Annotated in this window: 27 protein-coding genes; 15 read left to right on the top strand and 12 right to left on the bottom strand. The window is 63.7% G+C overall.

The genetic code is table 11. The features are described from left to right. Nucleotides 1–13 precede the first annotated feature (13 nt). On the top strand, nt 14–571 hold the full coding sequence (locus ABIB91_RS08860) for a DUF4112 domain-containing protein (RefSeq protein ID WP_088941332.1): 558 nt from the start codon (nt 14–16) through the stop codon (nt 569–571). A gap of 79 nt (nt 572–650) precedes the next feature. On the opposite strand, the gene ABIB91_RS08865 is transcribed toward ABIB91_RS08860, so the two are convergent. From ABIB91_RS08865 to msrA, 4 genes are all read right to left on the bottom strand, one after another. Continuing rightward, nucleotides 651–944: a hypothetical protein gene (locus tag ABIB91_RS08865; RefSeq protein WP_007596188.1), complete on the bottom strand. Its 294-nt coding sequence runs from the start codon at nt 942–944 to the stop codon at nt 651–653. A gap of 211 nt (nt 945–1,155) precedes the next feature. Then, nucleotides 1,156–1,320, bottom strand: coding sequence for a DUF3309 family protein (locus ABIB91_RS08870; RefSeq protein WP_007596187.1), 165 nt, complete (start codon nt 1,318–1,320; stop codon nt 1,156–1,158). Between the two features lie 108 nt (nt 1,321–1,428). Further along, entirely contained in the window at nt 1,429–1,848 is a 420-nt protein-coding gene (gene msrB, locus ABIB91_RS08875) for a peptide-methionine (R)-S-oxide reductase MsrB (RefSeq protein WP_354160088.1), read from the bottom strand. Nucleotides 1,849–1,893: 45 nt separating this feature from the next. Further along, nucleotides 1,894–2,598 (bottom strand): peptide-methionine (S)-S-oxide reductase MsrA, encoded by a 705-nt coding sequence (gene msrA / locus ABIB91_RS08880; protein ID WP_354160090.1) that lies wholly within the window; start codon nt 2,596–2,598, stop codon nt 1,894–1,896. A 244-nt stretch (nt 2,599–2,842) separates the two neighbouring features. On the opposite strand from msrA, the gene ABIB91_RS08885 reads away from it, so the two are divergent. Further along, on the top strand, nt 2,843–4,540 hold the full coding sequence (locus ABIB91_RS08885; RefSeq protein ID WP_354160092.1) for a caspase family protein: 1,698 nt from the start codon (nt 2,843–2,845) through the stop codon (nt 4,538–4,540). 126 nt (nt 4,541–4,666) lie between these two features. Here ABIB91_RS08885 and ABIB91_RS08890 read toward each other — a convergent pair whose 3' ends face one another. The 6 genes from ABIB91_RS08890 to napE all read right to left on the bottom strand — a co-directional run bounded on the left by ABIB91_RS08890 (nt 4,667) and on the right by napE (nt 10,221). Then, the gene (locus ABIB91_RS08890) at nt 4,667–5,782 is read right to left on the bottom strand and encodes an ATP-dependent DNA helicase (protein ID WP_007596183.1); all 1,116 of its coding nucleotides are present in this window, start codon (nt 5,780–5,782) and stop codon (nt 4,667–4,669) included. 265 nt (nt 5,783–6,047) lie between these two features. Continuing rightward, nucleotides 6,048–6,701, bottom strand: a complete 654-nt coding sequence (locus tag ABIB91_RS08895) for a NapC/NirT family cytochrome c (protein WP_354160094.1) — start codon at nt 6,699–6,701, stop codon at nt 6,048–6,050. Continuing rightward, nucleotides 6,698–7,168 (bottom strand): nitrate reductase cytochrome c-type subunit, encoded by a 471-nt coding sequence (locus ABIB91_RS08900; protein WP_354160096.1) that lies wholly within the window; start codon nt 7,166–7,168, stop codon nt 6,698–6,700. The genes ABIB91_RS08895 and ABIB91_RS08900 overlap by 4 nt, the downstream gene beginning before the upstream one ends. Further along, nucleotides 7,165–9,678, bottom strand: a complete 2,514-nt coding sequence (gene napA, locus ABIB91_RS08905; protein WP_354160098.1) for a nitrate reductase catalytic subunit NapA — start codon at nt 9,676–9,678, stop codon at nt 7,165–7,167. The genes ABIB91_RS08900 and napA overlap by 4 nt, the downstream gene beginning before the upstream one ends. 16 nt (nt 9,679–9,694) lie before the next feature. Then, a complete protein-coding gene (locus tag ABIB91_RS08910) occupies nt 9,695–10,009 on the bottom strand; it encodes a chaperone NapD (protein WP_354160100.1) in 315 nt (104 codons plus the stop codon). Nucleotides 10,010–10,035: 26 nt separating this feature from the next. Beyond that, a complete protein-coding gene (gene napE, locus ABIB91_RS08915) occupies nt 10,036–10,221 on the bottom strand; it encodes a periplasmic nitrate reductase, NapE protein (protein WP_007596178.1) in 186 nt (61 codons plus the stop codon). A gap of 206 nt (nt 10,222–10,427) precedes the next feature. On the opposite strand from napE, the gene ABIB91_RS08920 reads away from it, so the two are divergent. The 4 genes from ABIB91_RS08920 to ABIB91_RS08935 all read left to right on the top strand — a co-directional run bounded on the left by ABIB91_RS08920 (nt 10,428) and on the right by ABIB91_RS08935 (nt 15,002). Further along, entirely contained in the window at nt 10,428–11,537 is a 1,110-nt protein-coding gene (locus ABIB91_RS08920; RefSeq protein ID WP_354160102.1) for an AraC family transcriptional regulator, read from the top strand. A gap of 87 nt (nt 11,538–11,624) precedes the next feature. Beyond that, on the top strand, nt 11,625–12,863 hold the full coding sequence (locus ABIB91_RS08925) for an acyltransferase family protein (RefSeq protein WP_354253241.1): 1,239 nt from the start codon (nt 11,625–11,627) through the stop codon (nt 12,861–12,863). Between the two features lie 81 nt (nt 12,864–12,944). Next, nucleotides 12,945–14,150 (top strand): LLM class flavin-dependent oxidoreductase, encoded by a 1,206-nt coding sequence (locus ABIB91_RS08930; protein ID WP_354160106.1) that lies wholly within the window; start codon nt 12,945–12,947, stop codon nt 14,148–14,150. Nucleotides 14,151–14,213: 63 nt separating this feature from the next. Continuing rightward, nucleotides 14,214–15,002 (top strand): helix-turn-helix transcriptional regulator, encoded by a 789-nt coding sequence (locus ABIB91_RS08935; RefSeq protein WP_354160108.1) that lies wholly within the window; start codon nt 14,214–14,216, stop codon nt 15,000–15,002. Nucleotides 15,003–15,114: 112 nt separating this feature from the next. Here the strand turns inward: ABIB91_RS08935 and ABIB91_RS08940 are convergent, their stop codons facing one another. Further along, nucleotides 15,115–15,303 (bottom strand): RNA polymerase sigma factor region1.1 domain-containing protein, encoded by a 189-nt coding sequence (locus ABIB91_RS08940; RefSeq protein WP_354127286.1) that lies wholly within the window; start codon nt 15,301–15,303, stop codon nt 15,115–15,117. A 218-nt stretch (nt 15,304–15,521) separates the two neighbouring features. Between ABIB91_RS08940 and ABIB91_RS08945 the strand changes: the two genes are divergently transcribed. The 3 genes from ABIB91_RS08945 to ABIB91_RS08955 all read left to right on the top strand — a co-directional run bounded on the left by ABIB91_RS08945 (nt 15,522) and on the right by ABIB91_RS08955 (nt 18,050). Then, nucleotides 15,522–16,211, top strand: a complete 690-nt coding sequence (locus tag ABIB91_RS08945; RefSeq protein ID WP_035993509.1) for a hypothetical protein — start codon at nt 15,522–15,524, stop codon at nt 16,209–16,211. A gap of 129 nt (nt 16,212–16,340) precedes the next feature. Further along, nucleotides 16,341–16,802 (top strand): hypothetical protein, encoded by a 462-nt coding sequence (locus ABIB91_RS08950; RefSeq protein WP_354213002.1) that lies wholly within the window; start codon nt 16,341–16,343, stop codon nt 16,800–16,802. An 81-nt stretch (nt 16,803–16,883) separates the two neighbouring features. Then, a complete protein-coding gene (locus ABIB91_RS08955) occupies nt 16,884–18,050 on the top strand; it encodes a cytochrome P450 (protein ID WP_354160112.1) in 1,167 nt (388 codons plus the stop codon). On the opposite strand, the gene ABIB91_RS08960 is transcribed toward ABIB91_RS08955, so the two are convergent. Beyond that, nucleotides 18,047–18,286, bottom strand: coding sequence for a hypothetical protein (locus ABIB91_RS08960; protein ID WP_354160114.1), 240 nt, complete (start codon nt 18,284–18,286; stop codon nt 18,047–18,049). The genes ABIB91_RS08955 and ABIB91_RS08960 overlap by 4 nt on opposite strands. Before the next feature lie 123 nt (nt 18,287–18,409). Here ABIB91_RS08960 and ABIB91_RS08965 point away from each other — a divergent pair, with 123 nt between their 5' ends. From ABIB91_RS08965 to ABIB91_RS08990, 6 genes are all read left to right on the top strand, one after another. Beyond that, complete coding sequence (locus tag ABIB91_RS08965; protein WP_354160116.1) at nt 18,410–19,360, top strand: sulfonate ABC transporter substrate-binding protein; 951 nt, start codon at nt 18,410–18,412, stop codon at nt 19,358–19,360. A gap of 141 nt (nt 19,361–19,501) precedes the next feature. After that, nucleotides 19,502–20,659, top strand: coding sequence for an FMNH2-dependent alkanesulfonate monooxygenase (gene ssuD, locus ABIB91_RS08970; RefSeq protein WP_354160118.1), 1,158 nt, complete (start codon nt 19,502–19,504; stop codon nt 20,657–20,659). Beyond that, nucleotides 20,656–21,462, top strand: a complete 807-nt coding sequence (gene ssuC / locus ABIB91_RS08975; RefSeq protein WP_354160120.1) for an aliphatic sulfonate ABC transporter permease SsuC — start codon at nt 20,656–20,658, stop codon at nt 21,460–21,462. Before ssuD ends, ssuC begins: the two co-directional genes overlap by 4 nt. Nucleotides 21,463–21,482: 20 nt before the next feature. Next, a complete protein-coding gene (locus tag ABIB91_RS08980) occupies nt 21,483–22,319 on the top strand; it encodes an ATP-binding cassette domain-containing protein (RefSeq protein WP_354160122.1) in 837 nt (278 codons plus the stop codon). Nucleotides 22,320–22,351: 32 nt separating this feature from the next. After that, nucleotides 22,352–22,933 carry a flavin reductase family protein gene (locus ABIB91_RS08985; RefSeq protein WP_354160124.1) on the top strand — a complete coding sequence of 194 codons (582 nt, stop codon included), beginning with the start codon at nt 22,352–22,354 and terminating at the stop codon, nt 22,931–22,933. Between the two features lie 95 nt (nt 22,934–23,028). Further along, nucleotides 23,029–23,187, top strand: a complete 159-nt coding sequence (locus tag ABIB91_RS08990; RefSeq protein WP_018453881.1) for a hypothetical protein — start codon at nt 23,029–23,031, stop codon at nt 23,185–23,187.

The raw sequence follows: 23,187 nt of genomic DNA on the forward strand, positions 1-23,187 counted from the left end.
TTCCCTACAGGCCATGACCATGTCCGATGACGATATTCTTGCCCCGCGTCGATCCCATTCGGGAAGCCGCCCGGGTGCGGCCTCTTCGGGCAGCGAGGGGCGTGGGCCGATCATCGATCAGGACGGTCGTGAGATCCGGCCCGAAACACTGGAGCAGGGCTTTCGCGAGTTTCGCTTCGAGTTCGGCAAGGACAGTCCCTTCGCCGGCAACCCGTTCGGCAATCTGACGCGCGAGCAGCGGATCGCGCGGATCGAGGCGATCGCAAAGCTGCTCGACGTGGCCTTCGTGCTGCCCGGAACCAATATCCGCTATGGCATCGACGGCTTGATCGGACTGATCCCCGTCGTCGGTGACATCATCACCACCGCGATCTCGCTCTGGCTGGTGCGAGAGGCGAGGGCGCTCGGGGCGCCCTGGTACATCACCGCGCGCATGCTCGGCAATGTCGCCCTCGACGGCGTCGTCGGCATCGTCCCGTTCGCGGGCGACGCCTTTGACGTCATGTTCCGGGCCAACATGCGCAACGTGCGCCTGCTGCGCCGCTGGCTCGACAAGCAGCCGCGCATCTGACACTCCCGAAAATGCAAAAAGCGCGGCGGCCTTTCGGCCACCGCGCTTTCAGCGCACATCGGAGGTGCTTTACGAAAATTTACGCCGCGTCGGCGGCGTCGGTGCTGGCTTCCACCGGCTTGCGGTGACGGGGCAGCGGGAAGGCTTCGCTCTCATAGAGCGAGCGGATGCCGTTCTGGTCGAAGCGCGCTTCCTCGACCTGAAGATAGGCGCCGTTCAGCGAGTCCGTCGGCAACTGCTCCATCGCGAACTGCACGGCTTCGGCCGCGGTGCCGAACCGGCGATAGGTGAAGCCTGCACGCTTCTTCTTGCGGATCGCAGCGGGGAAGAGTTCGGCGGAAGTGTTGAAGTTGAACGGACGCAGTGGACGCATGGTCAAAGACCTCGTGATCTCTCTGGGGCTTTAAGCGCGTGGGGTTGGGACGGGCAGAGGCCACCATTGAGTGGGCGCCGCACATGTCATTTTCGTCCTCTAATATAGCCTGTTTTGACAAAATTGCGACCCCCGCGATGCGAGATGATGAATCGGCGCATGGCAGCTCCGCAACTCGGGAAATTGCAATAATATCAGCAGCTTGGATGGCTTATAGCTTGCCAAGGAGCAGCAGCACGAGCAGTACCACCAGGACGAGGCCGCCGATCCCCATGCCGGAATGACCCATTCCGTAGCCGTAGCCACCGATGCGGCCCGACAAGCCGCCGACGAGATAAATGATCACCAGGATGATCAGGATGGTCCCAAGCGTCATGGCATCCTCCCTGGCGGCCGCCGCAACGCCATGGCCGGCCGCACCACCAGGGAAGAAAAGCACATCGCGCCGCCGGGTTCCATGGCGGAACTTGGCGGCGCGCAAGGTTTATTTAGGCTCGAGCTTCAGCGCTGCGGAATTGATGCAGTAACGCAAGCCGGTCGGCCCCGGGCCGTCGGGGAAGACATGGCCGAGATGGCCGCTGCACTTGGCGCACAGCACCTCGGTGCGGACCATGCCGTGGCTGACGTCCCGCTCCTCGTCGATATGGCCCTCGGCGGCGGGCTGGGTGAAGCTCGGCCAGCCGCAGCCGGAATCGAACTTCGCGTCGGACTCGAACAGCACATTGCCGCAGCCGGCGCAGGTATAGGTACCGGCGCGGTGGTCGTGCTCATATTCGCCGGAGAAGGGACGCTCGGTCGCCTTCTCGCGCAGCACCGCGTATTGCATCGGCGACAACTCGTTGCGCCATTGCTGTTCGCTTTTGATGACCTTGTCGTCCGTGGTTTTCGTCTTGGTGTCGGGCATGGGTCTCCCGTTTTTTCGGTGAACTTGTTTTCGCTGATCTTGCGATCAGTTGGTGGCCTTGCTGGCGCTCACCAGCGTCGGCTTCTCGATATAGTTATCCGCGAACAGCTTTTTCAGGTTCTCGACCTTCGGAAGGTCGTTGTAGGCGATATAGGGCTGGTTCGGGTGCAGGGTCAGATAATCCTGGTGGTAGGCCTCCGCCGGATAGAACGCCTCCAGCGCGCCGACCTTGGTCGCGATCGGCTTGCTGAAGACTTTGGCGCCGTTGAGCTGGGCGATATAGGCTTCGGCCACCTTCTTCTGCTCGTCGGAAGTGGTGAAGATCGCCGAGCGATATTGCGTCCCGCTGTCGGGGCCCTGCCGGTTGAGCTGGGTCGGGTCGTGCGCCACCGAGAAGTAAATCTGTAGGATCTTGCCGTAGGAGATCTTCTTCGGGTCGTATCTGATCTCGACGGATTCCGCGTGGCCGGTCCGGCCACTCGATACGGTCTGGTAGTCGGCTGTCGCCTTGGTGCCGCCGGCGTAGCCGGAGACCGCGTTGACGACGCCCGCGGTGTGCTGGAACACGCCCTGCACGCCCCAGAAGCAGCCGCCGGCGATCACGGCGGTCTGGATCCCGCTTGCGGGCGTCGCGTCAACGGCGGGAGCGGGGATCACGACCGCATCCTCTGCGGCTCGGGTCGGCGCGGCAAAGGCCAGCGTCAGGGCGGTGGTTGCGGCGAGCAGGGACAGGACGGCAGGTCGGCGCATGGCGATCCTCTTTCCGAAGGTCTGACAGTCTAGGGCGGTTGGGGCCGGGCGAACAGCCTGCCCGGCATTTTCGGACATTCGAGATACGGGCGGACCGGGCGATTGTTACGGCCGGACGGACACGAGTCTGTGAAACGCGCCGCCTGGAGCAGCCCGGCTTGGCGAGGACCGGAACTCCGCGCTAGATGAACCGGCGCAATCGGTGATCGACCTAAAGAATGATGGCTGGAGCTGACCTGACAACATGCTGCGCGTCGCATCCCTGACCCTCATCGTCGTTCTCGCCATCCTGCCCGGCTGGAACTCGATCGCGGCGGCCGCACCGCAACCCGGCGACGACCTTGCCATTTGCCGCGACCGCCAGGCGGATGCGCAGGCGAGGGCGCAGGCCTGCGACAATTTGCTCAACGCCGACCGTGTCACCGGCAAGGACAAGGGCATCGCGCTCTCCGTGCGCGGCAACACGCTGATCAACAAGCGCGACTACGGCCACGCGATCGAGACCTTGTCCATGGCCGTCGATCTCGATCCTGACAACGTCGTCACGCTCAATTTGCGCGGCCTCGCCTATGAGCGGACGGGCCAGGACGACCATGCGATGGCGGACTACAACCTCGCGCTCCAGAAGCGCCCGACCTACGGTGTCCCCTACAACAACCGCGGCATCATCCAGTTGCGCCGGGGTGCGCTGCAAAGCGCGCTCGACGATTTCAACCTGTCGATCAAATACGCGCCCAAGTTCCTGCTCGGCTACACCAACCGCGCCCGCGTGCGCACGCTGATGCAGGATTTTGACGGCGCAATTGCTGATTTCGCGGAGGCCGAGAAGATCGAACCGGCCGCGCAGCAGATCACCGGCAACCGCTGCATCACCTACGGCATGATGGGCAAGTTCGACCAGGCCTTCGCCGACTGCAACGGCCTGATCGAGAAGCAGCCGAAGAACACGTACGCGATTAACAATCGCGCCGACGTCAACATGCTGAAAGGCGATCTCGACGCCGCGCTGAAGGACTACAACATTGCGATCCAGATCAACCCGAACAATGTGCGCGCACATTCGGGTCGCGGCCAGATCTACGAGCGCAAGAAGGATCTCGCCCAGGCCCGTGCCGACTATCGTGCGGCGGCCTATTCGCTGACGAAGTTCGACGAGCTCGACGTCGCGCGCGCCCGCGCCATCGCGCAGGAGGGATTGGCTGCGCTGACACCGCAGCCGTCGGCCGGATCCGCGGGGCGCCGTGTGGCACTTGTGATCGGCAACGGCGCCTACAAGAACGTCCACGCCTTGCCCAATCCGCCACGCGACTCGAAAATGATCGCAGCCGCGCTGCGCGATGTCGGCTTCCAGACCGTGATATCCGTCAGCGACCTCACGCGCGACAAGTTCTTCGAAGCGTTGCAGACGTTTGCGGCCGAAGCGGAGAAGGCGGATTGGGCGGTGGTCTATTACGCCGGCCACGGTTTCGAGATCGGCGGCGTCAATTATCTCGTTCCCGTCGATGCCAAGCTTGCCGCCGACAGGGACGCCGAGACCCAGGCGGTTGCGCTGGAGCAGGTGATCGCGGCGGTGGGCGCTGCGCGAAAAGTGCGTCTGGTCATGCTGGATGCCTGCCGCGACAATCCGTTCGCGCCGACCATGCAGCGCGCGCTGTCGCTCAAGCTGGTGGACAAGGGCTTTTCCAACATCGAGCCCGGCGCCGGCTTCATGGTGGTCTACGCCGCCAAGCACGGCGAGACCGCGATGGACGGCGACGGCGGCGCCGACAGCCCGTTCGCCACCGCGCTCGCCCGCGAAATCAAGGTGCCGCGCGTCGAGATCCGAAAACTGTTCGACATCGTCCGCGACGACGTCTGGCTTGTGACCAAGCATGAGCAGCAGCCGTTTTCATACGGCTCGCCGCCGGGAAGAGAGGATTTTTATTTTGTTGTGGGGAAGTGAGGTTTCGTAGGGTGGGTTAGCCCTGCAGATGCGCAAAGCGCATCTGCAGGGCGTAACCCACCACTGTTGCGATCCGAGGAGACAGAAGAGGTGGGTTACGCCTTCGGCTAACCCACCCTACGGGCCTCACACCACAATGCTCAGCCGCTTCGCCGCCCGCGTAATCCCCGTGTACAGCCACCTCGCCCGGCTCTCCTGAAACGCAAAGCTCTCGTCGAACAGCACGACGTCGTCCCATTGCGAGCCCTGCGACTTGTGCACGGTCAGCACGTAGCCGTAGTCGAACTCGTCATAGGGCTTGCGCTGCTCCCAGGCGATCGCCTCGACGCCGCCCTCGAAGCAATCAGCGCGCACCGAGACCTTGGTCACCTTGTGGCCGAGATCCTCGTCCGGCGACAGTCTCATGCTGAGAATGCGGGATTTCGAGCGCGAGGTGTTGCGCGACTTCACGCGCCACAGCCCGCCGTTGAACAGGCCCTTCTTGCGGTTGTTGCGCAGGCAGACCAGCTTGTCGCCGGCGACGGGGAAAACGTCTTCGATGTTCTGGCGCTGGCGCACCCGCATATTGTACGCGCGCCGCGTGTTGTTGCGGCCGACCAGGACCTGGTCGGCGGCCATGACGCGATCAGGATCGAGCTCCTTGCGCGACACCACCTCGCTTTCGCCGTAGCGGCCGATGTCGAGCTCGCGGCCCTCGCGGACGTCCATCGACATCCGCACGATCGGGTCGTCCTGGGCCTGACGGTGCACCTCGGTCAGCATTGCGTCCGGCTCGGTGTTGGTGAAGAAGCCGCCGCCCTGGATCGGGGGCAGCTGCGCGGGATCGCCCAGCACCAGCAGCGGGCAGTCGAACGACATCAGGTCGCGGCCCAGTTCGGCATCGACCATCGAGCATTCGTCGATCACGATCAGCTTGGCCTTGGAGGCCGGGGCGTCGTCCCACAGCTCGAAGCTCGGCTGCTCCTCGCCGGATTCGCGGGTGCGATAGATCAGCGAATGGATGGTGGAGGCTTCGTCGCACCCCTTGTTGCGCATGACCAGCGCCGCCTTGCCGGTGAAGGCGGCGAACTTCACCTCGCCATCAACGCCGTCGGCGATGTGCCGCGCCAGCGTGGTCTTGCCGGTGCCGGCATAGCCGAACAGGCGGAACACCGGCGGCGTGCCGTTACGGCCTGGTTTGGCCTTGAGCCAGTCGCCAACGGCCTTGAGCGCGGCATCCTGATGCGGGGTGAATGTGGCCATGTCTGTCTTGAGGAGGGGGCGAAACGGAGCGATTCGCCAGTCCCAAAACTAACCATTCGCACCGCCGGTTCAAGCGCGGGGCCATCGCAATTCGAGGCCGTTCTCCGCGGCCCATCCTTCGAGACGCCCGCCGTTGGCGGGCCCTCAGGATGAGGGCGGAGTGCGCGGCGGCAATTTCGAAGGGCAAAGATGCCGCTGAGCCTCATCCTGAGGAGACCGCAAAGCGGTCGTCTCGAAGGACGAGGCGCTCGCTCAGGCCTCGTCCCTACTGCCAGCCGGGAACGCCGCGCATGTCGGGCAGATGGTGAGCGATGCCCTTGTGGCAGTCGATGCAGGTCTTTTCCTTGGTGAACAGGAAGCGCTGATGGGCGACCGAGGCCCGCGGCGACTGCTTGGTGATGTCCATGGAATCGGCGCTGTGGCAGTTGCGGCATTCCAGCGAATCGTTGGATTTGAAGCGCGCCCATTCATGCGCCGCCAGCTCGAGCCGGTGATCCTGGAATTTCTCGCGGGTATCGATCGTGCCGAAGATCTTGCCCCAGACCTCCTTGGAGGCTTGCATCTTGCGGGCGATCTTGTCGGTCCAGTTGTGCGGCACGTGGCAATCCGGACAGGTCGCCCGCACGCCGGAGCGGTTGGCGAAGTGGATGGTCGACTTCAGCTCGGCATAGACGTTGTCCTTCATCTCGTGGCAGCCGGTGCAGAATTTTTCGGTGTTGGTCAATTCCAGTGCGGTGTTGAAGCCGCCCCAGAAGATCACGCCGGCCATGAAGCCCGCCAGCACCAGCACACCAAGCCCGAACACCGAGCTCGGACGGATCAGCACCTGCCAGAGCTCGCGCGCAAAGTCCAAGCTTCGTGCGACGAAACCGCCCTTGGCCTTCATTCCCTCGTCGGGCTCATCAGTGGTCGTCGTCATCGGCGGCCACCGGGGCTTGTGCGCGACAGCAGCGTGTCGATGTCGGTGAAGTCGTTGCTGACGGGCGGCGTCGCCGTGTTCTGCGGCACATGGCATTCCGTGCAGAAGAAGCGGCGCGGCGAGATCGAAGCCAGGAACTGGCCGTCGCGATCCATGAAGTGGGTGATCGAGACCATCGGCGCCTGCGATTCCGCGATGCGCGCCCGCGCATGGCAGGACAGGCACTTGTTGCCGTTGAGATCGACCTGATAGCCATCGATCGCATGCGGGATCACCGGCGGCTGCTCCGGATAGTTGCGCACCTCCCTTTCGGAGGTGTTGCGGTTCGGCAGCATCGGCGGCGCCGGCCCTTCGTCGTTGAGCGGGGTCGGGCCGCGCAAGCCTGACGTCACCGTCTGCGCGGTCAGCGAACTCGTGCCAGCCGCGATCGCGACTGCGAGCAGCGCTACTCCAAATCGTTTCATCATGACACGTTCACCCGCTCGATGCGCACGGCGCACTTCTTGTAATCGGTTTGCAGCGAGATCGGATCGGTCGCGTCCAGCGTCACCTTGTTGATCAGCTTGGATTCGTCGAACCACGGCACGAAGACGAGGCCACGCGGCGGCCGGTCGCGGCCGCGCGTCTCGACGCGGACGCGGATGAAGCCGCGGCGGGAGACCACCTTCACCTCGTCGCCGCGGCGGATCTTCGCCTCCTGCGCGTCGTCAGGATGCATGAAGCACACGGCCTCGGGGAAGGCCTTGTAGAGCTCGGGCACCCGGCGCGTCATGGTGCCGGAATGCCAATGCTCGAGCACGCGACCGGTCGACAGCCAGAACGGATATTCGTTGTCGGGGGATTCGGCCGCCGGCTCGTAAGGAAGTGCGAAGATGCGCGCCTTGCCGTCCGGATAGCCGTAGAACTGCACGTCCGTGCCCTGCTTGACGTAGGGATCGCTGCCTTCGCGGAAACGCCATTTGGTTTCTTGGCCGTTGACGACGGGCCAGCGCAGGCCGCGCTCGCGGTGATAGGCGTCGAACGGCGCGAGGTCATGACCGTGGCCGCGGCCGAAGGTGGCGTATTCCTCGAACAGGCCCTTGTGGACGTAAAAACCGAACGCCTTGGACTCGTCGTTGAGGTAGCCTTGCTCAATGTCGGAGACCGGAAACTTGTCGACCTGGCCGTTCTTGTAGAGCACGTCGAACAGCGTCTTGCCGCGCACGTCCGGCTTCTTGGCGATCAGCTCCTCCGGCCACACTTCCTCGATCTTGAAGCGTTTGGAGAATTCCATGAGCTGCCACAGATCGGACTTCGACTCGCCCGGGGCAGCGACGAGCTGATGCCAGAACTGCGTACGCCGCTCGGCATTGCCGTAGGCGCCTTCCTTCTCCACCCACATCGCGGTCGGCAGGATCAAATCGGCGGCGAGCGCAGTCACCGACGGATAGGCGTCCGAGACCACGATGAAATTGTCGGGATTGCGGAAGCCCGGATAGGTCTCCTCGTTGGCGTTGGGACCAGCCTGCAAATTGTTGTTGACCTGCACCCAATAGGCGTTGATCAGGCCGTCCTTCAGCATCCGGCTTTGCAATACGGCGTGGGCGCCGGGCTTGTCGGGTATGGTACCCTCGGGCAGCAGCCAGATGTGCTCGGCCTTGGTGCGGTGCTCCTTGTTGGTCACGACCATGTCGGCCGGCAGGCGGTGCGAGAAGGTGCCGACCTCGCGCGCGGTGCCGCAGGCCGAGGGCTGGCCGGTCAGCGAGAACGGGCTGTTGCCGGGCGAGGAGATCTTCCCGGTCAGAAGATGGATGTTGTAGACGAGATTGTTGCACCAGACGCCGCGGGTGTGCTGGTTGAAGCCCATGGTCCAGAACGAGACCACCTTGGTCTTGGGATCTGCATAGAGCTCGGCCAGCGCCTCCAGCCGGTTGAGCGGCACGCCCGACATCTCCGCCGCCTTCTCCAGCGTGTACTCGGAGACGAACTTGACGTACTCGTCGTAGCTCATCTCGGTGGAATCGTTGGCCTTCGCCGCGCCCGTCGCCTTCTTCTGCAGCGGATGCTCGGGCCTCAAACCATAACCGATGTCGGTCTGGCCGCGCCTGAAGATGGTATGCGCGGCAACGAAGTCCTTGTTGACCCGGCCGGTCTTGATGATGTGGTTGGCGATGGCGTTCAGCAGATAGAGATCGGTCTGCGGCTTGAACACCATGCCGATGTCGGCGAGATCGAACGAGCGGTGCTCGAAGGTCGAGAGTACGGCGACCTGGACATGCGGCGCGGAGAGCCGGCGGTCGGCGAGGCGCGTCCACAGGATCGGATGCATCTCCGCCATGTTCGAGCCCCACAGCACGAAGGCATCTGTGGCCTCGATGTCGTCATAGCAGCCGGCCGGCTCGTCGATGCCGAAGGTGCGCATCATGCCGGCCACGGCGGAAGCCATGCAGTGGCGCGCATTGGGATCGATGTTGTTGGTGCGGAAGCCGGCCTTGAACAGTTTTGAGGCCGCATAGCCTTCCCAGATCGTCCACTGGCCGGAGCCGAACATGGCGACGCCGTTCGGCCCGCGCTTCTTGATCGCCTCCTTCCACTTCACCTCCATGATGTCGAAGGCTTCGGTCCAGGAGATGGGCGTGAACTCGCCGTTCTTGTCGTATTTGCCCGCCGTCTTGCGCAGCATCGGCTGCGTCAGGCGATCGTGGCCGTACATGATCTTGGAGAGGAAGTAGCCCTTGACGCAGTTGAGGCCGCGATTGACCTCGGCCTTGATGTCGCCGTGGGTGGCGACGACGCGATTGTTCTTGGTCGCGACCATCACCGAGCAGCCGGTACCGCAGAAACGGCACGCGGCCTTGTCCCATTTCAGTTCGGCGACGTCGCGCTCGGCGACGAGGTTCGCGGCGAGCGCCGGTGCCGGCATGCCCGCAGCGGCGGCCGCGATGGCGGCGGCCTCGAGCTTCAGCATCTGGCGGCGGTCGAGCTTTGGCGATGTCATGACGACTCTCCCGGCCTTAAGCCGTTTCGATGGCGTGAAAGACCAGCGCCGCCGAATAGACGTCGGGCAGCGACTGGATGGTGTTGAGCAGCGTGCCGAGGCTGCCGGCATCAGGCGCTTCGGTCACGACGATGAGCTTGCCGCGCGCATCGCGGCCGTGAATCTCGCAGCCCGGAAGGGCGGTGATCGCGGCTTCCAGCTGGTCCAGGCGCTCGGGGCGCGCCTGCACGATGATGCTGGCGATCTCGCACCCGGGCGGCGAGATGACGCGCTCGGTGCTGAGCACCCGGCCGGTAATCAATGCGCGGCGGTTGAGTTTGGATTCGGCCATGATGCCTGTCTTTCGCTTCGAGGAGATCAATGCGGGGAGGGCGGCGGGCCGGGAGGGCCGGCAAACATCTGGTAGATCCAGACGCCGAGCCCGTACGAGCCCACCGTTCCGACCGCGAGGACGGGCATCACGATCGCGGTCAGGAACAGGAAAGCGAAAATCTCCATGCGCTTACGGCGCACGCGCGAAGTCGCGTCGTCTGGGGCCGACATATTCGGTCTCGTTTGGAATGTGGGGATTGGGACGGCATCCGGGCCGTTGCCTTGCCGCACTTTAGAAGCAGCAGGACCACTGACGCCTTGATCTGGATCAATCCGTCGAGTTGCGATGATGGCTGCCGCCAGACCACAAGTGCAAGTTTGGGTTGTACCCGTGCAAAGGCGATGCGACAGTTTGGCATCGAACGGGGAACCGAGTTGTGACCGCGACAGGGCTGACGGCGATCGATCTCGGACTTCGCGGCGCGGCGAGCGGCGTGTTCCTGTTGATCGTTCTCGTGGCGTTGCTGCGTCGTGCGACCGGCCAACAGGCTTTGCTGGGCATTGCGATGTGCGCAGGCGGCATATTCTATGCGATCGCGACGGCGCCCAGCCTGCCCAAAACGGCTTGGTGGTGGACGTTGCCGATCCTGTCCGCGCAGCCTGCGGTCTTCTGGCTGTGGGCGCGCGCGGCGTTCGACGACGATTTCGTGCTGAGGCGTTGGCACGGCGCCCTGTGGCTGAGCATCGTGGCTTTCGGATTTGCGATCACGCTGGCCTGGGCGAACTGGCCCGCTTTGGCCGGCGCAGGCGGGCGAGTCCTGGCTCTGGCCACCCTGGTGCTGGCCCTCGCTGCCGCGGTTCAGACGGTCAAGACCTGGCGCGCCGATCTGGTTGCGCGGCGACGCCGACTGCGGCTCGCGATGCTTGCGATCAATGTCGTGCTCATCGCGACCGTCGCGGTCGCCGGCTTCGCCGCAATTCCCGTCGCGGTTCCCGGTGCGCCCGGCAGTCTCCCGACCGCGCTCGGGCTGTTCGTGGTGGCCATGCTTGCCGGCATCGGCCTGTTCAGCGCGCCGGCGATGGCCGTCAATGACGCCACGGCCGCGATCGCATCCGGCGAGGCGGGGAAGCTAGCCCAGGTCGCCGATCGCGCCACCGCGGGGCGGGTTGTTGTCGACCCGATCCTGCTCCGGCGTCTCGACCATCTGATGACCGTGGAGCGAACCTATCGGCAGGAGGGTCTTGCCATCGGCGCGCTCGCGGCGCGGCTCGACGTTCCCGAGCATCGGCTGCGCCAAGCGATCAATGAAGGACTGGGCTATCGCAACTTCAATGCTTTCCTCAACCGCTACCGTATCGAGGACGCCAGGCTGGCGCTGTCCGACGCGACGCAACGCGAGGTCCCGGTGCTGACCATCGCGATGGATGCAGGCTTCCAGTCGATCGGACCTTTCAACCGGGCCTTCAAGGCCGAGACCGGCGTAACTCCGACCGAATTCCGGCGCGACAGCGCTGAACTCAGCCAGCCGCGCCGCGAAATCGGCTAGCCGATTTTTGGATCAGGCGAGAAGGCCCTGTGCCGATTGGCTAAACCGTCCAGCATAAATTCCCATCCAGCCGGAACGAGCCTATTCATGTCCCACTTGATCGCCGCCGCCCCTGTATCGGAGAGGCTCCATGCTCTCGACGCAGTCAGGGGTGGCGCCCTGCTGCTCGGCATCGTCCTGCACGCGACATTGTCGTTTGTGCCGGCCTCGCCCCGGTTCTGGATTATCCAGGACACCCATCCAAGCGTCGCTCTGGGCCTGCTGTCCTTTACCATCCACGTCTTCCGGATGACGACCTTCTTTCTGATGGCGGGCTTCTTTGCCCGCATGAGCGTTCAGCGCCGGGGGAGTTGGGGCTTCGTCAGGGACAGGCTGCAGCGGATCGGCCTGCCGTTGGTGATCGGCTGGCCGCTCGTGTTCATGCCGATAGTTCTGATCGTGATCTGGGCATCTCACTTTCCAAATGGCGGTCCGATCCACCCCACGTCCGGCTGGCTGCCGGCACTGCCCAAGTTTCCCCTGACCCATCTCTGGTTTCTGTATGTGCTGCTGGAGCTCTATGTCGCGACGCTCCTGCTGCGCGGCGCAATTGTCCGGCTTGATATATCAGGTACGCTACGCACAGTGTTTGACCGGGTCTTCGCGCGGATCATGCGAAATCCGCTGGCTCCCCTGGTTCTGGCAATCCCGATCGGCATCGCCTTCTGCCTCGACCCACGATGGATCAACGTGATGGGCGTGAGGACGCCGGATCAATCGCTCGTTACCAACGCGCAGGCCTGGGTCGGCTTCGGCACCGCATTCGGCGTCGGCTGGCTCCTGCATCGGCAGGTCGATCTGCTGCGGCTCATCGAGCGACGCTGGCTGACGTATGTCCTGCTCGCGCTCTTCCTGATCCTGGTCAGCTTCGCGTTGTCAGGCGTGATGCTGTCGTCGCCTGCCGCGCCGAAACTGCGGGTCAGCTTCGCCACGCTGAGGCTGATCTCCGCCATCCTCTACGCACCGGCGATTTGGGTTTCCACATTCGCGGTCCTCGGCCTCGCCCTCCGCTTCATGTCCGGCTTCAGTCCGACGTGGCGCTACCTCGCCGATACATCCTACTGGCTCTATCTGATCCACCTGCCGATCGTGATGGCGCTGCAGGTCGCGCTGTCGCAGCTCGACTGGCCCGGGCTGACCAAGTGCGGCGTTATTCTCATCATCGCGCTTCTTCCGATGCTGGCGAGCTATCATCTGCTGGTCCGCTTCACCTTCATCGGTGTGGTCCTGAATGGCCGCCGCGGCGAAAAGCGCCTTCTCCCGCAAGGCGGAATTGCGACTGCATAGACAGCGCCGCCCCACCCATTAAGATGCCCGCAACAAAAATATAAGCGGCAAGAAATCTCAAGAAAACTTGGGAGAGGCGTCATGAAGTTCGGCATCTTCTATGAGCTGCAACTGCCACGGCCCTGGGTGGCCGGTGACGAGCTCAGCCTCTACCAGAACGCGCTCTCGCAGATGGAACTCGCAGACCAGCTCGGCTACGACCACGCCTGGGTCGTCGAGCATCATTTTCTCGAAGAATACTCGCACTCGCCCTCGCCGGAATCGTTTCTCGCAGCCGCGAGCCAGCGCACCAAGAACATCCGGCTCGGCCACGGCATCCTCCAGCTCACCACCAACCACCCTGCACGTGTCGCCGAGCGCGTCGCGGTGCTCGATCTGCTCTCCAACGGCCGCTGCGAGTTCGGCATGGGCGAGAGCGCCTCCATCACCGAGCTCACGCCGTTCGGCCGCGACATGGAGACCAAGAAAGAGGTGTTCGAGGAGGCCGTCGCCGCCATCTTCCCGATGTTCAAGGACGCAGGAAGCGAGCATCACGGCAAATATTTCGACATCCCCTTGCGCAACGTCGTGCCGAAGCCGGTGCAGAAGCCGCATCCGCCATTGTGGATGGCGTGCTCGCAGCTGCCGACCATCGAGCGCGCCGGGCGCCACGGCTTTGGCGCGCTCGGCTTCCAGTTCGTCAGCGCGGATGCCGCGCATGCCTGGGTGCACGCCTATTACAACGCCATGACCAAACGTCTCGCCAAGCTCGCCGACTACGAGATCAACCCGAACATGGCGCTGGTGTCGTTCTTCATGTGCGCGAAGACGGACGAGGAGGCCCGCGCCCGCGCCGACGGCGCCACCTTCTTCCAGTTCGCATTGCGCTTCTACGGTGCCTCGCAGAATCGCCAGCGTCCCGCGCCCTACACCATCAACATGTGGGACGAGTACAACAAGTGGAAGCGCGACAATCCGGAGGCGCAGGAGGCCGCGCTGCGCGGCGGCCTGATCGGCTCGCCCGAGACGATCCGCAGGAAGCTGAAGCGCTTCCAGGGCTCGCACATCGACCAGGTCATTTTGCTCAACCAAGCGGGCAAGAACAGCCACGAGCACATCTGCGAATCGCTGGAGCTGTTCGGCCGCGAGGTGATGCCGGAATTCCAGAACGATCCGGCGCAGGCGGCCTGGAAGCAGGGCGTGATGAGCGGCGAGATCAAGCTGGAGGAAATCGACACGGAGGCCTTCACCGACCGCTACGGCAAGCTCGCGGTCAGCGTCGCGCCGGCGAAGGCGGCGGCGGGGTAGAGGCGTCTTCCAGCCTACCGTCTTTGCTGCTAGGCTTCGGCAAAACGCGGCCGGGAGAGAACGATGCGGGCCCACGGGACAGGCTCAGGTTTGGCAGCTGGCGACATCACCCCCGCGGTGCTCGCCATCGGTCGCCCGGATTTCCCTGATATCCTGATCGATACACTGCGCCGGCAGGCCGGGGTCGGTCACTGCATGGTGTTCGCGTTGAGCCGCGCGGGCGCCGCACACTGCCTGCTCGATGCCGGCAACATCCCCATCGGCGGCGATCTCGGTGCGGCCTATGCCGGGCAGTTCCACCAATCCGATCCCAACCGGGATGCGCTGTTCGAAGGCGAGGGTCGCGCGCCGCTCGTGCTGCCCGCCTTCGCGCCGCGCATGTACGGCGCCCGCTACCGAAAAATCTTCTTTGCCGATTCCGGCATCGTCGACAAATGCGCGACCGCGATCTGGACCGGCGACACCTGCTTCTATGTCAATTTCTACCGCATCACCGCCCAGGGCCGCTTCAGCGACGCCCAGCGTGCACGGCTGGAGGCCATCGCACCGGCGATCGGTGCCAGCGTCGCACGCCATTTCCAGCAGGCCGCGACCGCGCCGCTCGACCAGAACCTCGCCGCGCTGTTCGCGACGCGCGCGCCGCTTGCAGCACTGACGCCGCGCGAGCAGGAGGTCTGCCGCCACATCCTGCTCGGCTTCAGCTCAGAGGCGATCTCGCAAAAGCTCGGCATCGGCCTGCATTCGACCCTGACCTATCGCAAGCGCGCTTATGGGAAGCTCGGCATCTCCGCGCAGAACGAATTGTTTGGAATCGTGCTGCGCCTGCTCGCCGGTCCACGCGGCCTGAACTAAGGGGTACTCCAGGCCCGCGAGTCCCTGCTTCCGAGAGCAAGGCGGACACGCTGCCGCCCTCCGGGACTGTCGCTCTGTGACCCATTGTAGGCGATATAACCAGAGTCAGGTTTCAGTCTCCTTCAATCCAAATCCCCGCTTCACTCAGGGCGTTGAGAACGCGTTCAACGTCTTTGGGATCAAGTGTGCTGCTGTCACACAGCTGATTTAGTTCATCGAAGGTAATCTTGCCGTTCCGTTCGCCGATTTCGATGGCACGTCGAATGATTCCGCCACGCTCATGTTCTCTCCGCTTCAGCAGCCTCTACTATACGGGAAGAGGGACGGGTCTGGTCCATAAGCGAACATCGAAGCTTCGTCCTGCACGGCTGCTGCCGGGATAGGGCCGGATCTCCGGCCCGGTGCCAAACCCGATGCGGACATCGCCTCCGCGATCGATAAAGTTGGAACCAAATCGTAAAACCCGCCGAAGCGGAGCTCCTGTATTAGCTTTGAGATCTGCTAGCTCGATCGGAAGAGATGTCGACCACCATGTCTCGCGGCTCCCCAGCGACAGGACCTTCGCTCATCGATAGAATCGGGCTGTGGATGTCGAAAAGCCGCGTTGTCGACGGCCTCTGGATCGGATCTTTATCGGATGATCCCGAGCGAGCCCTGCAACGCGTCGAAGCCGCGCTGCGGCTGATCGAACGGTTTGCTCCACTTCACTACCGGCGCATCAAGAAGAGTCTTTTTCGAATCTGGGTGCAATTGGTTCCGCACGGCGCCGGATGCTATCAGCATTCAATAAACGCCTGCCTGCTCGACGCGCGTGTCGTCGATTCTGAAAGCACGACGGTCGAGTGGATCGCGTCCGCCATCGTACACGAGGCGACCCACGCAAGGCTCGAGAACTGGGGCATCCACTACTATGAAGCCGTCCGCCCCCGGATCGAGCGGATCTGCGCCAGAAGAGAGTTGGATTTTGCTCGGCGTCTGTCGGGCGTCGACGCGTTGCGAGAAGAGATCGCTTGGAGACTTGATTGGAGCCGTGAGGGGAGCACGCATTACACCGACCAGAATATGAGCCAGAGCATGGATCAGGGAATTGCGCAGACACTCCGTCATCTGGGAACGCCAGAATGGCTCATAACCCTCATGTTCAGGGTGAGAGATCTACGCGTTGGATTCCGCCGGTTCACGCGACGCATAGCGGGTGCTTTGGAGTAATGAACTCGGGTACGAAACGAAGGGGGGCGGGTCTGGCGGGGCGAGATGTTTCGGCCACCCTGAAAAGCTCGGCGCCAGCTGGCGCGTCCGCAAGAGACTCTCAGCAGAAATTAACGTTGCGCGACCAACATGCCCAACATGTATCCTGAGCGGATTTGTCAAATGCCTTATCTGGTTCACACCAACAGAGAGCTCGGCTTGATGCTGAGGGGTATCAAGCCGCTCGCGTATTTCATGGACATCGTTGGCCAGGAGCCAGATATTTGCATTCGATATTGGCGCATGTTCGACAGGCACGTCACTGAGGGTTGCTTGACAAGACGCGAGCTGATCGAAGCATGTCCTGACGCGCCGCAGTTCGAATATCGGAGCCTCTTCTACGCGTTGCCCGGCCATGAGTGGCGGGTTGATGCCATGCTTGCGCTCCTAAACGAACCCGGAGCCTGGTCCGATGATCGCGAACGGCGCTTTGGCGAATTGCTTGGTTACGAGAGCTGGCAGAACGACTATTGGCTGATGCATGGTCGCTCGCAGGCGGATGTCTGGTCGACGCCCGTCGTGGGCCATTCGAGTTGCGAAGACACGCCCTAAGGCCGTTTGTCCCAATCGCTGGGGACAGACGGCGGCGCTTGAAGGCATTAGCTTGGCGAGGACACAGCAAGGGAGGCCGCCTTGAGCACGGCGCCGCGCATCGACATCGACCCGGCCGCGTTCTGGGCCGACCCCTATCCGATGCTCGCCAAGATGCGCAAGGAGGCGCCGATCGCCTTCGTGCCGCAGCTCGGCTCGACGCTACTGACGAGCCGCGACGACATCTCGATCTCCGAGAAGCAGATCGACGTGTTCTCCTCGCACCAGCCTGCCGGCCTGATGAACCGGCTGATGGGCCACAACATGATGCGCAAGGACGGCGAGGCGCACCAGGTCGAGCGCCGCGCGATGTTTCCGACGGTGTCGCCGAAGACGGTGAAGGCGCACTGGGCCGCGCTGTTCCAGGCCCATGCCGATCGCATCATTGACGCGATCGAGCCCGGACGTATCGATTTCATGCGCGACTTCGCGTTGCCGTTCTCGGGCGAATGCCTGAAGTCGATTACCGGCCTCACCAATATCGGCTTTGCGGATATGGACGCCTGGTCACAGGGCATGATCGAGGGCATCGCCAACTACAGCGGTGACGCGGCCGTCGAGGCGCGTTGCCATGCGGCGACGTCGGGCATCGATGCGGCGATCGACGACATCCTGCCTGTGATGCGCAAGCATCCCGACCAGAGCCTCCTCGGCGTGCTGCTCGCGTCGGACATGGCGATGGAGAGCGTGCGCGCCAATGTCAAACTGGCGATCTCCGGCGGCCAGAACGAGCCGCGCAAGGCGATCGCCGGCACGGTGTGGGCGCTGCTGAGCCATCCCGAGCAGCTCGATCTCGTGCGCAAGGGCGAGGTGACCTGGCTGCAGGCCTTCGAGGAATATGCCCGCTGGATCTCGCCGATCGGCATGTCGCCGCGACGCATCGCAAAGCCGTGGTCGATCCGCGACGTCGCGTTCGAAACCGATGAACGCGTATTCCTCATGTTCGGCTCCGCCAATCGCGACGAGAAGCATTTCGAGCGCGCCGATCAGTTCGACGTGCGGCGTGACACGGCCAAGAGCGTCGCGTTCGGTGCTGGCCCGCATTTCTGCGCCGGTGCCTCGGCCTCCCGCGCCATGATCGCCGACGTCGCACTGCCGACATTGTTCGCCCGTGCCGGCCGGATCGAGCTTGCCGACGACGAACCGGTGCGGATCGGCGGCTGGGCGTTCCGCGGACTGCAGAATCTGCCGGTGAGGTGGCTGCATTAGTCCGGCAAGGACCGGTCCATCCGTAACGCGGCCATGATGCCATCCTGCTCCTGTTTTGCCCGACGAGTCAAGTCAAATTCGGATAAACGTAAGTCATTGTTTTCGCACGCGCCGGCTACTGTGCATGGGGTTGTTTTCGCGATTTTTAATTTCTCGGCCGGGCTGCGTGCGTTTTTCACATTCGCGTGCGGAAAAATATCCCCTGCGTTCGCTCCGCTGATTGAAAGATTAATCATGCGCTCTGCCAACTGCGCAGTGCTTGCATCGCTATTTTTCCGCGCGTCTCGACACCTCCGATCAGCCGCACCATCATTCACGAACACGAATGAAGGACGGCCGCACGCGGCCTGGAGTGTCGGATGCAACGTCGGGACTTTCTCAAACTATCCGTTGGAACTGCGGCAGCCGCCGCATTCGCTTCAAGTGCCAAAGCACAAGGCGCGGTGAAGGAAATTCGTGTCGGCTACCAGAAGACCGGCGTGCTGGTTATCACGCGTCAGCAGGCCGCCCTGGTAAAACATTTCGCGCCATTGGGCATCGACGTGAAATGGGTCGAGTTCTCGTCGGGACCTCCGATGATGGAGGCGATGAATGTCGGCAGCATCGATTTTGGCGCGGTCGGCGATTCCCCGCCGGTGGTCGCCCAAGCCGCGGGCGCGGCGATCGTCTATGCCGCCGGCCAGCCTATCACCAACGGGCAGGGCATTTTGGTGCCGAAGGATTCGCCGATCCGCGGCATCGCCGACTTGAAGGGCAAGCGCGTCGGCTTCACCAAGGGATCCAGCGCCCACAACATCGTGGTGCAGACGCTGGAGAAAGCCGGCCTCACCTACGCCGACATCACGCCGGTCTATCTGACGCCGCCGGATGCCGGGCCGGCCTTTGCCAATGGCAGTATCGAGGCCTGGGCGATCTGGGATCCGTACTTCGCGATCGGCGAGACCAAGCAGGCCGGCCGCATCCTGATCAATGCGCGCGATGTCACCAAGACCAATTCCTTCTTCATCGCCAACCGCGATTTCGCGAGGAACCACGGGGCGGTCCTGCAACAGATCATCGACGTGACGACCGCGGCTGGCAAATGGGCCGAACAGCACCGCGACGAGGTCGCCAAATCGCTCGCCGCGATCACCGGCGTTCCGTTGGACATCCAGACCCTCGCCGCCAATCGCGCGAATTTCGTGGTCGGCCCGGTCACCGACGACATCGTCACGACCCAGCAGGGCGTCGCCGACCGCTTCCACAAGCTCGGCCTGATCCCGAAGCCGATCGTGATCCGCGACATCGTCTGGCGCAACCCGGCAGCGTGATCGTGCCCACCAATTTCCCCATTTCAAAAGGTTTGAACATGAGGCGTATCGTTCAACGCGTATTCGCAGCCATCGTCATATCGATCGGCATCGTCGCTGCCGCGGTCGGAACGACGTACGGCTAGTCATCGGAGCACCTCCATGAGCAACGCCAACATCCTCTGGTTCCTGCCGACCCACGGCGACGGCCGTTATCTCGGCACCGGCACCGGCGGCCGCGAGGTCAATTTCAACTATCTGCGCCAGATCGCGCAGGCCGCCGACCAGCTCGGCTATTTCGGCGTGCTGCTGCCGACTGGGCGATCTTGCGAAGATTCCTGGATCGTCGCCTCCTCGGTCGCGCCGTTCACCGAGCGGCTGCGCTATCTCGTGGCGGTCAGGCCGGGCCTGCAATCGCCGAGCGTGGCCGCGCGCATGACAGCGACGCTCGACCGCATCACCAACGGTCGGCTTCTGGTCAACGTCGTCACCGGCGGCGATCCCGTCGAGAACAAGGGCGACGGCATCTTCCTTGCCCATGACGAGCGCTACGAGGTCACCCGCGAGTTCCTCAGCGTCTATAGCGAGCTGCTCGCCGGCAAGACCGTCAATGTCGAGGGCAAGCACATCCATGTCGAAGGCGGCAAGCTGCTGTTTCCCCCGGTGCAGTCGCCGCGTCCGCCGCTTTATTTCGGCGGCTCGTCGGATGCCGGCATCCACGTCGCCGTCGACACCGTCGACAAATATCTGACCTGGGGCGAGCCGCCGGCTTTGGTCGCGGAGAAGATCGCCAAGGTGAGGGAGGTCGCCGCCGCACGCGGCCGAAAACTATCGTTCGGCATCCGGCTCCACGTGATTGTCCGCGAGACCAATGACGCGGCCTGGCGAGCGGCCAATGAGCTGATCAAGCATGTCAGCGACGAGACCATCGCGACGGCGCAGAAGAACTTTGCGCGGATGGATTCGGTCGGCCAGCAGCGCATGGCGCAGCTCCATGGCGGCAAGCGCGACAAGCTCGAGATCGCTCCGAACCTGTGGGCCGGTGTCGGCCTCGTGCGCGGCGGCGCCGGCACGGCACTGGTCGGCGACGCCCAGACGGTCGCGGCCCGCATCAAGGAGTATCAGGACATCGGCATCGATACCTTCATCATGTCGGGCTACCCGCATCTGGAGGAAGCTTATCGTTTCGCCGAGCTGGTGTTCCCGCTGCTCTCGCTGGAGCAGCCCAGCAACGTGACCAAGCTGCACTTCAACGGCGGTCCTTTTGGTGAAACGGTCGGCAGCGACTTGCGTCCGCAGCAGAAGGTGTCGCAATCATGAGCCTGATCGACAGCGTTTCACTCCCGCGCAGTTTGCGCCTGCCGCGCGTCGACGGCCTGATCCAGTGGATCGTGCCGCTTGCCATCATCGCGATCTGGCAGGTCGCCAGCGTCACCGGCTTCGTGCCGACGCGGGTCTTGCCGGCGCCGAGCGACGTCGTGCTTGCGGGCTGGAAGCTGCTGCTCTCCGGCGAGCTCGCGCGCAACATCTGGGTCTCGTTCTGGCGCGCCTCGATCGGCTTCCTGATCGGCGGCAGCATCGGCTTTGCCTTCGGCCTCGCTAACGGCCTGTCGCAGCTGTCGGCCAAGCTCACGGACACGACGCTGCAGATGGTGCGCAACGTGCCGCATCTGGCGCTGATCCCGCTGGTCATTTTGTGGTTCGGCATCGATGAGAGCGCGAAGCTGTTCCTGGTGGCGCTCGGCGTGTTCTTCCCGATCTACCTCAACACGCTGCACGGCATCCGCACCGTCGATCCGCAGCTGATTGAGATGGGCCGCATCTACGGCATGACTGACGGCGAGCTGTTCCGCCGCGTGATCTTCCCGGGCGCGCTGCCCTCGATCTTCGTCGGCATCCGTTTTGCACTCGGCATCATGTGGCTGACCCTGATCGTCGCGGAGACCATCGCGGCGTCTTCGGGCCTAGGCTATATGGCGATGCAGGCGCGCGAGTTCATGCTGATCGACGTCGTGGTGCTCTCGATCCTGATCTACGCGCTGCTCGGCAAGCTCGCCGACAGCGCCTCCCGCGTGCTGGAGCGCCTGACGCTCTCCTGGCACCCCGCTTATTGGAAACGCTGAGCAGAAATACCGGGAATCACATGCAGACTGCCCTTCGTACCTCCCTTCCGGAAACCGAACTCGCAACCCGCGCCAATTTCGCGCCTCACGCCCGCGTCGTGCGCGAGGAGCGCCCGGTGCAGACCTCCGGCCTGCCGCTCAGCATCCGCGGCCTGCGCAAATCCTACGGCGACAACGAGGTGCTGCGCGGCATCGACCTGCACATCCCCGCCGGCCAGTTCGTCGCCATCGTTGGCAAAAGCGGCTGCGGCAAGAGCACGCTGCTGCGCCTCATCGCCGGCCTGGAGAAGTTCGACGCTGGCAGCATCTCGCTCGGCGACGCCGTGAAGCCCGAGGATATCCGCGTGATGTTCCAGGAGCCTCGGCTGTTGCCCTGGGCCCGCGTTCTCTCCAATGTCGAGGTCGGCCTCGGCCGCGATCGCGCCTCTTCCGACGCGCATTCACGCGCGGAGAAGGCGCTGACCGAGGTGGGGCTGACCGATAAGCGCGACCAGTGGCCATCGGTGCTGTCGGGCGGCCAGAAGCAGCGCGTAGCCCTTGCCCGCGCGCTGGTCTCGCGTCCCCGTGTGCTCGCCTTCGACGAGCCGCTTGGCGCGCTGGATGCGCTGACCCGTATCTCGATGCAGCGGTTGCTGGAGCGCGTCTGGCGCGACCAGGGCTTTACCGCGATCCTGGTGACCCACGATGTCGCCGAGGCGGTCGCGCTGGCCGACCGGGTGCTGGTGATCGAGGAAGGGCGGATCGCCCATGACGTCGTGGTTAACAAGGCCCGGCCCCGCGAACGCGGCTCGGCCGAGCTCGCGGGTCTCGAAGGCTCGATCCTGAGCCACCTTTTGTCGGCGGACGATCGTACCTAGATAGACAGGGACCCCGGCTCGGGGACGATGCCATGAATGTAGTGCCCCGCGATCTCATGACCCAAACTGTCGTCTCCTCCGCCGATTTCCGCGGCGCCATGCGCCATCTCACCGGCGGCGTCAGCGTCATCACCGCCGGACGGGGCAAGGACATCACCGGCATGACGGTCACCTCGGTCAGCTCGTTCTCGGTCGATCCGCCGACGCTGATCGTCAGCATCAATCGCGACGCCTCGTCCTTCCCGCTGATCCGGCGCTACGGTGCCTTCGGCGTGAACATCCTCGCGGCCGATCAGCTCGAAATCGCCGAGCGCTTTGCCGGCAAGGGCGGGCTCAAGGGTGCCGATCGTTTCGCGGGCGCCAGATGGGTGACGGCGGTCTCGGGTGTTCCGCTGCTGGTTGGCGCATTGTCCGCCGTCGATTGCGAGGTCGAGGACATCTTCGAGCGCCATTCGCACGGCATCATCATCGGCCGAGTGCGAGACGTCAAGAATTCGACTCGCAACGCTGCGTTGGCCTATTGGCACGGTCAGTATGTGGCGGTGGATCAGGACGAAGACGCCGTCAGGCTTGCGGACGTCAGCGTTCCCACCCACGTCCGCCGCGGCATTTGATCGCCGCTGGCGATGGGCCGTGCAGGCTGGCCTTTTCCGCGTCATCGCTCTAGAAGCGCTGCCTGAGCCTCCCGCCGGGACAGCAATGGAGCGCAATGATGAAACGCGTCGCGACCTGGGCCTTCTACGCGGTCGGCGCGCTCGCGATCGCCTATCTCGCGCTCTACGCCTATGCGATGTTCAGCGGCCATCCGATCGTGCCGGGCGACCCCATCCAGATATTCCGCAGGCCGGATGCGCCGAGCTATTCGTGA

The sequence above is a fragment of the Bradyrhizobium sp. JR4.3 genome (genome assembly GCF_040547695.1).
Taxonomy (GTDB): Bacteria; Pseudomonadota; Alphaproteobacteria; order Rhizobiales; family Xanthobacteraceae; genus Bradyrhizobium; species Bradyrhizobium canariense.